This is a genomic window from Claveliimonas bilis, assembly GCF_020892095.1.
GTDB lineage: Bacteria > Bacillota > Clostridia > Lachnospirales > Lachnospiraceae > Claveliimonas > Claveliimonas bilis.
The window spans coordinates 1671162-1683527 of the sequence record NZ_AP024845.1 but is presented as its reverse complement, the minus strand read 5'-3'; the positions used below and the strand labels follow the sequence as shown (position 1 = coordinate 1683527).

Here is a 12366-nt window from a genome sequence, read left to right as displayed (position 1 = left end):
GCGGGGAGCAAGGATATTCTTCTGTCATGCGCCTTGCATGACCAGACGAATACTAATATATCACGATTTAAAATGATACCATAACGCCCCGGTGATTTCAAGCTTTTTTTCTTAAATCCCTCGTATTTTTCTCCACCAGTTTTCTGGCGATCATGATCTGATGTCCGCACCCCATACATTTCAGTCGAAAATCTGCTCCGACTCTCAGGATTTCCCACTCAAAACTACCGCAGGGATGCTTTTTTTTCATTTTCACAATGTCTCCCACTTCATAAGTATACTGCGGCATAATCTCCTCCTTACACACTTTTTTATTCTTCTATCTGCTTTTCTTCTTCTTTTACTCCCACAACTACCATCCTGTGCTCATCACTTGCCCTGGTACAGGTAGACAGAGTCACCACCGTATCCTCTGCCGTAACTTCGACGCCGGTGTCATATTCGGACGCCTCTTTTGTATAATCAAGAAAAGCCTCATAGGCAGCGTCGTCTGCAAATTCTGTCAGATATGTATCAGAAGTATCTGTCACTACTCCTGCCGCATAAATATGATAAGTAATCTCCCGTCCGTCCGGCGTGTAAATATAGAAATAAGGATTCTCTTCCCAAAAAGATTTTTCTTCATATTTTGCCAGATCATGGAACATAGAATTATCATTCATGCGGTGTCCGTAAATAATAGTATTTCTGTCATTAAAATCCGGATTATTATATGTGTTTACAAAAATTGCACCTACCGTATTATCATTTGCAGAAAATGTCTTGTCCAGATATGTGCTGTTATCTGTTGTCTGCACCACCGGATAGTTGATCTGTGACGGTTCCGGATCGAAACGTATCCATCCCACTGTATCCGGGTTGATCTCCATCAGTGCATCAAAATCTACCTGAAATTGCTCTTCCCCATCTTCTGCCTTTTCCTGTGTCACTGCCATCTCACGAACCTGGTCATATTCCTGACGCCCTTCCTGATATCCGGATATGATCCGGTAAAGTTGAAATCCCGACACACAGAATACAATAATTGCAACTACCAGTACAATATTGCTTATCAGTCTTCCTTTCCCTGCCGACTTTTTCTTTTTCCTTTTACTTCTGCTGCCGGTACTGTTGGTTCTTTTTGTATCCTCATCCCTCATTGCCGTCCGCTTTTCCGATACTGGTTTTCTTCTTCCTCTATGATAATGTTTCCGTTCGCCCATTTTTATACTCCTTCTCTTCATCCGCCATGCAAGCTCGCCCCTCCGGGGGGCTCGCTCGCGGGCTTTCGCCCTATGCCAGGCTTTCTTTCCCCTCATCCGCCATGCAAGCTCGCCCCCTCCGGGGTCTCGCTCGCGGGCTTTCGCCCTATGCCAGGCTTTCTTTCCCCTCATCCGCCATGCAAGCTCGCCCCCTCCGGGGTCTCGCTCGCGGGCTTTCGCCCTATGCCAGGCTTTCTTTCCCCTCATCCGCCATGCAAGCTCGCCCCCTCCGGGGGTCTCGCTCGCGGGCTTTCGCCCTATAGAAATGCAAGACGTCCAAATTGCATGCAAGCATGCATTTGTCCCTCTTGTATTTCTGCATGGCTCAATGCCTACGCGGATATTATACCACATTCCGAAGAGGTCTTCTATTATTTTATATATTTTTAATGGGGAGTTTATTGACTTTGACGATGGTAAGTGTATCATTCCTGTTAGGAGGGTGATAATATCATGAAAGAAAAACTGATCCGTTTTATGGCAGGCCGTTACGGCTTTGATTCTTTAGGAAAAGCTACTATAATTGCTGCACTTGCTGCTGTTGTTCTCGCCAGTCTTTTTGACGTTCCGGTTCTGTCCTGGCTGGCCTGGGCGCTGATTATTTATGCTTATTTCCGTATGTTTTCACGTAATATTTACAAACGTTCTGCTGAAAACCAGACATACCTTGCCAAAACGCGCCGGCTCCGCACCTGGTTTTCTACACAGAAAAATCTTCTGGCACAGAGAAAGACACATCATATCTACAAATGTCCCACCTGCCGCCAGAAAATCCGTGTACCGAAAGGAAAAGGAAAGATCGAAATCCGCTGTCCCAAATGTCAGACACGCTTTATTAAAAAGAGTTAGAAAGGAGAGATTCACAAATGCTGGAATACCTTGTTTTATATAACAGCCAGTCAGGCAATACAAAAAATCTGGCGGCCTCTGTCTTCTCTGCTCTGCCGGGGAACTCAAAAGATCTCATCGACATTACGACAGAAAAAAGTATACCAGAGGCGCGCCTTTATTTCATCGGCTTCTGTGTCCACCGGGGCACATGCGCTTTAGAAGTGAGCAATTTTATCCAAAGTCTCACCGGAAAAGATATCGCTCTGTTCGGCACCTGCGGTATGGGAAATTCTCCCGAATACTATAAAATGATCGAGCAAAATGTCAGTATCTGGATCAACGATACCTGCCGCTATCTGGGCGCGTACCTCTGCCAGGGGAAAATGCCTCTTCAGGTGCGTAACAAATATGAAACTATGCGCACTGATGAAAATTCCGAACAAATTGATATGTTCATCCGAAATTTCGATATGGCTATGACCCATCCTGATACAGAAGATTATCAGAAGGCCCAGGAATTTGCCATTGCCTGTATTTCATCTGCTGACAGTTCCATTTAAATTGTTTTTATTCGGGAAGGTGCATCTGTTCTCCTTCTGCATCTGTCTTCGGATATTCGCAGTATCAGGGCGAGAAATGCCGTTAAAATCTGGGAAGCAACCACGCTCCACCACACGCCGGTCTGGCCCCAGATTCCCGGAAGGATAAACAATAATATCAATAGCAGAACCGGTTCTGCATAGACACACAGATAGGAATAAATGTTATTTTCTGTTGCATAAAACCCAGATGTTGTAATTCTTGAAAAAGCATAAAAGATCAATCCGACAAGAAATACCGGCAGTATATCCGCTACTAAGCGCCTCGTACTTTCTGACGCTCCAAACAGTTCTCCCAGGCTGGTTCTGGTAAAAAACAATACTGCATTGCTGATGAGCGCCAGCCCCACCGCGCTGATATACGCAATATTCTGTACTTTTCTGACCTCTTCTCTTTTCCCTTCACCATAATACCTGCTCATAAGCGGCTGACTTCCGTCTCCAACGCCCTGCATCAGCATTTGAACAACAGAAAGCACATATGCGATACAGGCATAGCAGGCTACTGCCGCTTCTTTGCCGTGCATCATAGAAAAGCGGTTGATCAGCATAAGAGATATCATGGGAGAGAGTGTCAGGCCGAATGGGGCGATACCAATCCTGAAAATATTCCATGACATTCGTCCGAATCCGGGCAGAGAGCCAATGACCGGCAGTTTCCGGTAAATCAGATAGAAAAGCGCCTCCACAGTTGTCACCAATTGCCCCAGGACAGTAGCCAGCGCCGCTCCCTTTGTTCCCATATCAAACACCCATACCATCAGATAATCCAGCAGGATATTCGTCAGAAATCCCGACACCATAACTACCAACGCAAAAAGAGAGCTTCCATTATTGCGGATGATCGGGACAATTCCTGTTGCAAAAATCTGGAAAGCCGCGCCAACAACAATGACATCAAGATAATCTTTCCCGAAAATCAGGATTTCTCCTTCAGCGCCAAACAGTCTCAAAATGGGCTCCGTTACAAAATAAATACCCGCGGTCGTTGCCACACTTACCAGCAACAGCAAAAGAAGTGTCCCCCTGACATATTTCCCCGCAGCCTCCTCGCTTCCGGAGGCTTTTTTTACTGTCCACAAAACGGAACCTCCCATGCCAATTCCGGTTCCCAAAGACTGCATCAGCGATACAACCGGAAAGGCGATATTGATAGCAGACAGTCCTGCATCTCCTGTGCTCCTTCCCACAAAAAATCCGTCCACGATCGCATAAACCCCTGATAAGGCAAATGCCAGAACAGATGGAATTACATATGAAGCAAATACTTTATACCGATTCATTTTGCTTCCTCCAAACGCTTTTCAAGCAAGGTATTAAACGCATCGATCGTATCGATCATCTGCGAAATTTTTTCATCTCCAATTGTTGAAAAGACATACTGTTCCGTCTGATAAAGCGGTGCAAGCAGTTTCTTGGCATACGCTTTCCCTTTTTCCGTAAAAACAACCAGCTTTTCTCTTCTGTCTCTCCTGCCTGTTTCCAGAGATACATAGCCCTGCTTCACAAAGTCATGGACAACCCCGTTGACCGTCTGTTTTGTAAATCCGCAGAAATCACAAATATTTTTCTGCGTCATGCTTCCACGGACATCAAGCCCATACAGCGTCATAAACGCCGCATAACTGATCCCCATATATTCCGCCCACTTTTGATAAAGAATATTTGTATGGCTCCACACAGAAGAAAAATCTTTCTGCTGCTTTCTAAATAGCTGTTCCATTTCCCTTCTCCTTCCTCAATTAGTCTCTTGTCGTACTATTTTATATTTTATTTCGTACTATGTCAAGTGGCATCTGATTGAGCTGTATCCCCTGACCGGACATACACATCTGAATGGATCCGTAATACTAAATACTTCTCCTCTCTCTGTCCAGAGCAATCCACTCGTCCAGCGTAAGGGGCGTATAGTCCGAATACATGCAGAAACAATTGATCATGCTGCTGGGAATCGGCCTCTCCTCTCCATCCGGACTTTGTACAGTCGTTCTTTTTGTTATTTCCTGAAACTGTTCCAGCAGTCTCTGATCCATCGTATCATGCACATGTCCGTAAAGCATATAGGTTCTGGGATTCCCCTTTCTGTCCAGCCGGTACTGACCGTTATAGCACATCACCGGATAATGGCAGAGGATTACCTTTCTTTGATTGTCCTGCATTTCCGCATAGGACTTTATCCACACAAACCGCTCCGCCCGGAAATCTGATTTTTGCAGAAAGTAGTCGTGATTTCCCCGGATCATATATAGTTTCCCGTGAAGCCTGTCCAGAAGATCATTTGTCTCCTCTGCATTTCCCCAGGAAAAATCCCCAAGGATAACAACCTCGTCATTGCGCCGTACTTTCTGATTCCACTTTTCTATCATGTATTCATTCATTGCCTGAACACTTTCAAAACCGCGTTTGTCCATTTTTTCATTAAGGGCTTCATGAAAAAAATGGCAGTCTGCAATATAGTATCTCATAAGATCACTCCTTTGCCTTTTTCCTTGTAAACAGAAAAAGAACTATGACTTTCATCTTGAAATAAATTCTGTCATAGTCCTTTTTCTATTATATTTGCGCTTCGCACATTTTGTCAAAAATTTTCTCGCCAGCCGTCCATCTGTGGAATTATCCCGGAATTATCTCCTCATCCTGCGTCTGGACCGTACGGACAATACCGCTCCCAGCACAGATACGAACATCAGAGCAGCCCGCACGATCATGTTGCTGCCGTCTCCCGTCTCCACACCGGTCTGTTTCTCACCTCTTGCGGTTGCCTTCTCTCCGCTGCCTTTATCCGCACTGCTTCCAGTAGTCGTATCGCTCGAATCCGTATCGCCTGAATCACCTGAGCCCTGGGCATTGTCTTTCTCCTTCACGGTAACGGTGATGGTCTTCACAGCGCCAGCTCCCTGGCTGTCTGTTACTTCGTAAGTCACTTCATATGTGCCGGCCTTGGAAGTATCCACTTCATTATTGATGACTTCAATCTTTTCCGTAAGGTCGCCGTCTTCCGTATCAGCTGCCGTTACTTCTTCCAACGGGTTGAAGGTATCTCCCACGGTCAGAGTCCTGTCTTCTGCTGTAATCACCGGTACATGGTTTACCGGCGTAACAGCAGGTACAACTTCAATCGAGATGTCTACCTCTACCGTCTGGTAGTTGGCTGTATCTTCCGGCATGAAGACTCCTTTGAATGTATGTGTGCCAAGATCATCGGCTGTCTGCGTCTCGTCGTTCCAGGTAAATCCCGCCGGGAGTTCTACTGTTGACAATGCCTCTCCCTGCTTGATGATCAGATCTTCCGGCAATGTGTAAGACGGAATCGCTTTTGCGATGGTAAAGCTCTTTACTTCTTCCAGTTCCGTATAGTTCTCGTTGCCAGCTACAGCCGCCTTGACATACCAGGTTCCGATTTCTTAAACGATTCATAAATAATAAGCATAAAAAAGAAGGGGCCATCCCCTTACTTTTTTCTTATTTATCTCCGGTTCATTTTTCCGTATCCTCCTGCTCCATACTCTCCCTGTTTTTCCGCCGGCTTCCTCAGATAAATTTCACATACTCCGAGAAAGACGGACGCTGCACACAAAGCATATAAAAGAAACATAGAGTTACCCATAAAATTCATTAACGGATTGAACCAGTCCAGGATCTGTATGACCATCAATGAAATACTGCAGATGATACAAATATGCCCTGCTATAATTTTTAAAAGATCGACTACTTTCATTATACTCCCTCCGTAATAAATATTCCGTCTTCTACTTTATGCTCTGACTTATACGGATGATTCACCACCTGATCTTTTAATGTCATAAAAGAACAGTGTCCTCCGTCCAGGTTATAAGCCGCCTTGCATCCCAGCTGTTCAAAAAGGCCCGCCATTTCATCCAGAAACATTCCTCTTGAATTGTCCTGCCTTCCGTCTACAACCAGCAAACAGTAATGTCCTGGCTCGTAATAGCCGATAGCCGTTCTCGGATGAGACTCCTCAATATAAGGCCATGTCCGGAACGTTGTTTTTGCTTTTCCATTCCCGTCCAAAAGGCTTGGCCCGAAGATCCAGCTCTGATAGGCGCCGCTGTCAATAAGTTTCTGAGTATCCATTTCCTCCGGATTATATATTTTCATTGTTCCGTCCCAATTCAGGACACAGGTCTCCATGTCTGTCTGCTGTGCACGATAGATCACTCCATTGCGGATGATCGTTCCATTATCCCGGTGTCTGCTGTTGCTGTAGGAATCCCCGTTTACCGCAAGAACAGATTTCATCCGCGCCGACATAAATATCAGCAAGCACATAGGAAATATTCGTCCCGTATTTTTCATGATTGCCGTCCTGCGTCTTATCCAGCCGATTGGTATCACACGAATAATAGGTAAGTTTTACCGATACATTGGGACTTGTATATGAAGTATCCGTGGAAACGATCCGGTCTGTAAACTTATCTGCAAACTTCTCATGCCAGTCTTGTGTATCCAGAGACACCTTTGTTGTGGGAAGTCCATTGAGTTTTTTCTGACTCGCCAATTGGCTTTCTCTTTGACTGTCCCTCCGGCTTTCTTTTTGGCCGTCTGCTGCCCGCACTTCCATTGGCCTTGCCGAAATGCCTTTCTGCGGAATCAGATAATTCACACCGTAAATTCCTCCCAGCAGAAAACTGGAAAATGAAACAAAAGAAAACTTTAATAATTGCCTGTAAATCCGCACCGAGTCCCTTACTTTCCGAAAATGAGAACAGCTATTTCCCTTATCGTGATAAATCGTTTCTATCGGTACTTCGATGATCGGTATATTTGCTTTTGCGCAAGTCACCAGTACATTCATCTCATATTCATAGCGCTCCCCCTCTATATCCAGCATAAAATCAAGAAGTCTCGTTGAAAAAGCCCTAAGCCCGGTCTGTGTATCTGACACCTCCACTCCGGTTTTCATCCGAAATATTCTTCGGGTGATCAAATTTCCCATTCGGGATTTCCAGGGAACATTCCTGTCAATAGTCCTGCTCCCCACGATCAGCGCCATCGGTTCTGCCGCTGCTTTCATCAGAAGCTTTTCCATATCATCAGGCAGATGCTGCCCATCTGCATCCATAATCCCAACGACTCTGCATTCCCATAGCTCTTCTTTGATATATTTCAAAGCCGTTTTGATCGCCTCGCCCTTTCCCCTGTTCTCTTCATGGTGCAGAACAATACACTTCTCCCCTAACTCCCAGAACAGCCTCTCATACTTTTTATCACTTCCATCATCTACAAGAATAATCTGATTTTCCAACTCCCAGTTTCTTTCCACAATTTCCCGCAGACCTTCATCAGGATTCAGCGCCGGTATGATAACAGTTCTCTCCATCCTATCCCTTCTTTCATCTTTGTTTTAAAATGTAGTCTAAAGGATAGTTCTAATCACTTCGTATAGATTTGTTAAACAAATTTTAAATATTAAAAAACCGATAACCTGCACTCAATGTTTGCGGGTTATCGGCCTGGGAAGTTTATAAACCTGTTCGTCTGATCTGCACTGCCTTTCCTTTATTAAATAAAAAAATAGGAATGAAACTATTCATAATATATTTTCGCATTTATTCCTCTATGTACATCCTACTGTATATATCAAGGATAGATTCCTTTGACCGGGAAATACCAATATCTGACAACCGTATATCCGTTTCCCGCATCTGCAAGATAAAATTTTGAATATCCGCCAAAACAGAAGAGGGAACATGAATTCCCTGTTCCTTTTTACTCTTGAGATCAATCCACGCCTTCATTTTAAGCGGAATAATATGCTCTGCATCCAGAATTGAGATTCCAGCTTTCTCTATCCTCCCATTCAACAGGAAATGATAGTAGTCATCATTCAACAATATCGCTGATAGACTGGACACCTCATCATCGATATGCAGAGGCATAAGGTGAGTATTTGGCTGCAGTTTTACATTGCTCTGAGGACGCGAAAATAATTCAATCATTTTCGGATATGATGGATCTGTCGGATTGACAAAACGATAGAATTCCGGTTGTCCGCTGCTGCGATGGCGTGCCTGGTAACCCCCATCATCAATAAAAGTCCAGAAAGCAGACGCGAATTCTGTTGTAAGTGCTTCTATAATGATAACCATATCAATATCTACGGTCTGCCTGAAATCCAGTCCGGCATCTGTCATAAGAAGATCACAGGCGAATCCGCCGATTATTGTATACTGCTCTTTGTAATCGCTGAAGTGTTCCTTAAAAAGATCGATCCCATTTACCATATTCTTCTCCTTATCATTCGTAATCTTTAACCGGAAGTCCGTGCTTCTCTCTGATCTCATCCAGTCCCATCTGTATCCGTTCATCCGGATCATTGTCAAGACTAAGCAAGAGAGAAATATCATCTACCCGTCCATTATCAGAAAGTAATTCCGGGGCATAGCTCCATACTTCGATAACCGATCCTCCAAAGTCTTCAAATTCCCGCTTTGATATGATGTATTCTGCAGGAATTGTCGATGCTATCCTTGCGGAGACAGCAATCCCTCTATCGTATTCTTTCACGCCCACCATTGATATAGAAGAAAGTGCTTTTACACCACTCTGAAGAAGGTGCGGTCCTGATGGCTCGTTTTTCACATATATAACACGTTTTACCGGCGACTTCATCCTACTATATGCTTTCCTTAAAAATTCTGGTTTGTCAAACCGGGAAATAATCCACTTATTTGTACCTTCATTTTTTATTTCAATGACTCCTGATTCAGCCAGATCTTTGATCGCCCTACTGCAGGTTGCTTTTGAGAGCCGAAGCTTTTTTGACAACTCTGTCTGGTTCATAGTCCTGTTGTGCCCTGTATGGTAATATAAATAAAGAAATACCAGCTGCGTACCCGGTGCCATGGTTTCCTCTATATGGGAGACGGACGCACATTTTTCATTAAAAAAGCATCCCCAGAAAGGTAAAAAAACCTGTTGTGATTCAGCTATAAAAGGCAGCCTGTTTTCTACTAAATTTCGGCGCTGCTGCGCAGTAAGCCTATCCAAATACAGCGCACACGGAACAGTGCTCAGTTTGCAAAAATTTACAAACTGCTTCTTTAAGGATGGAAGACGCCAGGAATTACTATTCGGTGACAGCAATGCGCATCTGTGTTCATCCCACGATAAAAGTTGGACATTATAATTATCCCGAATATACACTGGCGTATCCATCGGGTATTCATATGATGTAATTATAATATTATCACCAAATATTGATTTCAGAAACTCCATCATATCCAATCTCCTTTGAATCCCTCATAAGTTTCATTGTTTTTTTATTGTATCATTTATATTGAAACAATACAAGTTTTAATGAAACAATTGCTGATTCCCTTATAGTTTTAGTATTGCGTATTCTACAAATATAATACCATTTTATAAAAATGTAAAAGAGGAGGGGATTGTATTATGGCCGACAGCCTAAAAGATTTAGCAAATAAAAACAACCCGGAAAATAAACTTTTCCGGGTTTTGTAAAAGGCGCCAACCAGATTTGAACTGGTGATGAAGGTGTTGCAGACCTCTGCCTTACCACTTGGCTATGGCGCCGTATATAAGTGCCCTACTCCAGTCATTTCTGCCGACCGCCGGGCACTTTTTTATTATAGCAGAGCATTTCTTGTTCGTCAATTAAAATCCCAAATCTTCATTGACAAGGATTACCTTGATCCTTCCTTTTTCTTTGGAAAATCTTGTGACAAGGATCTGGCTGCAGATACTGTCCGGAGATTTGCAATTCGCACATGCTCCGGTCTTAGAGCAGGGCGTGCTCAGATCAAAACGCATAGCATTGATAGGCGCCGCCTCGTTTCTTGCGCGGGATACGGCGTCGTCCACTTCTTTGACAACTTTATTCATCCCTACAATGAGCAGAACATTTTTCGGTCCCCAGGCAATGCAGGCCACACGGTTCCCTACTCCGTCAATATTAACCAGGATCCCGTCTTCTGTAATGGCATTGGTGCTTGCCAGGAAGAAATCACTGTGGAAAATATTAAGCTGCACTTCCCGTTTTTCTTCCGGAGATTTACAGGTATCCCTGTTATAGACCGTATAATTTCCCTGACAGACTTTTTCGATCAGTCCGATCTCCTGTGCGGACATGGAACCGCCCCAGCCGATCACACTTCCTTCCGGGATCATATCCAGAGCTGTCTTAAGCGCTTCCTCTTTCGTCTCCGCATAATAGCCTTCCATCCCCCTGGATTCCAGCCCTTTCATTACTTTTTGTGCCAGCATCTGGTTTCTCTTTTTTCTGTTGTTGTCCATTTGTAAACTCCTCCTTTATGTTTTGTCTGTTTCGCTTCTTCTCTCCCAAATACGCTATGTTCTTATTTTGTGATATATTCCTTTCCCGTTTGTTCTATCGTTATTTTTCTATTGCTATCATTCTTACACGGTATTGCCGGCGCGGCGGGCAAGGATCTCATCCAGAATGCATCCGGCCACCTCCTCTTTGCTCATGATCTCCAGTTCTTTTACCGCGTCCTCTGTAATCAGGGTTACAATATTGGTGTCCGTTCCAAACCCGGCTCCTTCCACCTTCAGATTGTTGGCAACGATCATATCCACATTTTTCTTCTTCAGCTTTGCTTTGGAATTTTCCAACATGTTTTCGGTTTCCATGGAGAAGCCGCAGATAAACTGTCCTTCTCTTTTATGGCTTCCGAGGAATTTCAAAATATCTTCTGTACGCTCCAGGGAAAGACTGGTATCGCTGTCCGATTTTTTTATTTTTTCATTGCTGACGCTGGCGGGACGGTAATCCGCCACTGCTGCCGCTTTAATGATAATATCTGCCTGGCTGCTCCTTTGGGTCACGGCCTCGTACATATCCTGTGCACTTACGACCGGAACAATGCTGACAAACATAGGCGGTTCTATGGAGGTGCGCCCGCTCACCAGTGTCACATCCGCTCCCCGCAGTGCGCAGATACGCGCAATGCTGTATCCCATCTTCCCGCTGGAATGGTTGGTGAGATAGCGGACCGGATCCAGGCTCTCCTGGGTCGGTCCTGCTGTCACAAGGACCTTGAGTCCTTCCATATCTTTTTTATATGCGCATGCCTTCAGTACATACTGATACAAAATATCCGGCTCCGGCATTTTTCCCTTTCCTACATCTCCGCATGCAAGTCTTCCCTCCGCCGGTTCCACAATCTCCATGCCGTACTCTTTTAATTTTCTAAGGTTGTCCTGCGTAACCGCATTTTCATACATGCGTGTGTTCATGGCAGGCACAATGATTTTCGGACAGGTGCAGGCCAGAACCGTCGTCGTCAGCATATCATCCGCAATTCCATGAGCAAGCTTCGCGATCACATTGGCTGTTGCCGGAGCAATGATCACTGCATCAGCCCGGTCTGCCAGAGAAATATGTTCTGTGCTGTACTCATGGTTTCTGTCGAATGTATCCGTATGGCACCGCTGATTTGTCAGTCCTTCAAATGTCAGCGGCGTAATAAATTCCTGCGCATGTTCCGTCATGATCACCTGCACATCAGCCCCTGCCTTTACCAGAAGACTGGTAAGATAAGCGCTTTTGTAAGCTGCGATCCCCCCTGTTACTCCCAGAAGTATGGTTTTGCCCTTTAACAGTTTCAACATGTTGTAAATTCCTTCCTTTCGTGCTATACTTCCATCGTAATTGTATTATATCCCTACAGAGGGAATGATAACAAGGAGGA

Annotated in this window: 15 protein-coding genes and 1 tRNA gene; 2 read left to right on the top strand and 14 right to left on the bottom strand. The window is 44.5% G+C overall.

Going from position 1 to position 12366, the window contains the following annotated elements; translation table 11 throughout:
• Nucleotides 1-97: 97 nt before the first annotated feature.
• Entirely contained in the window at nucleotides 98-289 is a 192-nt protein-coding gene (locus tag EUBC25_RS08250) for a DUF951 domain-containing protein (protein ID WP_230105028.1), read from the bottom strand.
• 22 nt (nucleotides 290-311) lie between these two features.
• On the bottom strand, nucleotides 312-1448 hold the full coding sequence (gene srtB, locus EUBC25_RS08245) for a class B sortase (protein ID WP_311135875.1): 1137 nt from the start codon (nucleotides 1446-1448) through the stop codon (nucleotides 312-314).
• 246 nt (nucleotides 1449-1694) lie between these two features.
• On the opposite strand from srtB, the gene EUBC25_RS08240 reads away from it, so the two are divergent.
• Nucleotides 1695-2090 carry a hypothetical protein gene (locus EUBC25_RS08240; protein ID WP_230105027.1) on the top strand — a complete coding sequence of 132 codons (396 nt, stop codon included), beginning with the start codon at nucleotides 1695-1697 and terminating at the stop codon, nucleotides 2088-2090.
• A 17-nt stretch (nucleotides 2091-2107) separates the two neighbouring features.
• The gene (bilS, locus tag EUBC25_RS08235) at nucleotides 2108-2632 is read left to right on the top strand and encodes a flavodoxin family protein BilS (protein ID WP_230105026.1); all 525 of its coding nucleotides are present in this window, start codon (nucleotides 2108-2110) and stop codon (nucleotides 2630-2632) included.
• On the opposite strand, the gene EUBC25_RS08230 is transcribed toward bilS, so the two are convergent.
• The 12 genes from EUBC25_RS08230 to coaBC all read right to left on the bottom strand — a co-directional run bounded on the left by EUBC25_RS08230 (nucleotide 2629) and on the right by coaBC (nucleotide 12277).
• Entirely contained in the window at nucleotides 2629-3954 is a 1326-nt protein-coding gene (locus tag EUBC25_RS08230) for an MATE family efflux transporter (protein WP_230105025.1), read from the bottom strand. The two genes, bilS and EUBC25_RS08230, sit on opposite strands and share 4 nt — an antisense overlap.
• Nucleotides 3951-4394, bottom strand: a complete 444-nt coding sequence (locus EUBC25_RS08225; RefSeq protein ID WP_230105024.1) for a MarR family winged helix-turn-helix transcriptional regulator — start codon at nucleotides 4392-4394, stop codon at nucleotides 3951-3953. Before EUBC25_RS08225 ends, EUBC25_RS08230 begins: the two co-directional genes overlap by 4 nt.
• A 127-nt stretch (nucleotides 4395-4521) precedes the next feature.
• On the bottom strand, nucleotides 4522-5136 hold the full coding sequence (locus tag EUBC25_RS08220; protein ID WP_230105023.1) for a metallophosphoesterase: 615 nt from the start codon (nucleotides 5134-5136) through the stop codon (nucleotides 4522-4524).
• Nucleotides 5137-5295: 159 nt separating this feature from the next.
• Nucleotides 5296-5931 carry an immunoglobulin-like domain-containing protein gene (locus EUBC25_RS08215; RefSeq protein ID WP_230105022.1) on the bottom strand — a complete coding sequence of 212 codons (636 nt, stop codon included), beginning with the start codon at nucleotides 5929-5931 and terminating at the stop codon, nucleotides 5296-5298.
• Between the two features lie 206 nt (nucleotides 5932-6137).
• Nucleotides 6138-6389 carry a hypothetical protein gene (locus EUBC25_RS08210; RefSeq protein ID WP_230105021.1) on the bottom strand — a complete coding sequence of 84 codons (252 nt, stop codon included), beginning with the start codon at nucleotides 6387-6389 and terminating at the stop codon, nucleotides 6138-6140.
• Nucleotides 6389-6931, bottom strand: a complete 543-nt coding sequence (locus EUBC25_RS08205; protein WP_230105020.1) for a phosphodiester glycosidase family protein — start codon at nucleotides 6929-6931, stop codon at nucleotides 6389-6391. Before EUBC25_RS08205 ends, EUBC25_RS08210 begins: the two co-directional genes overlap by 1 nt.
• Nucleotides 6873-8012 (bottom strand): glycosyltransferase family 2 protein, encoded by a 1140-nt coding sequence (locus EUBC25_RS08200; protein WP_230105019.1) that lies wholly within the window; start codon nucleotides 8010-8012, stop codon nucleotides 6873-6875. Before EUBC25_RS08200 ends, EUBC25_RS08205 begins: the two co-directional genes overlap by 59 nt.
• A gap of 229 nt (nucleotides 8013-8241) precedes the next feature.
• On the bottom strand, nucleotides 8242-8916 hold the full coding sequence (locus EUBC25_RS08195; RefSeq protein WP_230105018.1) for a hypothetical protein: 675 nt from the start codon (nucleotides 8914-8916) through the stop codon (nucleotides 8242-8244).
• A gap of 13 nt (nucleotides 8917-8929) precedes the next feature.
• Nucleotides 8930-9913: a helix-turn-helix transcriptional regulator gene (locus tag EUBC25_RS08190; protein WP_230105017.1), complete on the bottom strand. Its 984-nt coding sequence runs from the start codon at nucleotides 9911-9913 to the stop codon at nucleotides 8930-8932.
• 244 nt (nucleotides 9914-10157) lie between these two features.
• Nucleotides 10158-10228 (bottom strand) — tRNA-Cys (locus EUBC25_RS08185).
• Nucleotides 10229-10309: 81 nt separating this feature from the next.
• Entirely contained in the window at nucleotides 10310-10948 is a 639-nt protein-coding gene (locus EUBC25_RS08180; RefSeq protein ID WP_230105016.1) for a lactate utilization protein, read from the bottom strand.
• A 123-nt stretch (nucleotides 10949-11071) separates the two neighbouring features.
• Nucleotides 11072-12277: a bifunctional phosphopantothenoylcysteine decarboxylase/phosphopantothenate--cysteine ligase CoaBC gene (gene coaBC, locus EUBC25_RS08175; protein WP_230107577.1), complete on the bottom strand. Its 1206-nt coding sequence runs from the start codon at nucleotides 12275-12277 to the stop codon at nucleotides 11072-11074.
• Nucleotides 12278-12366: the final 89 nt, after the last annotated feature.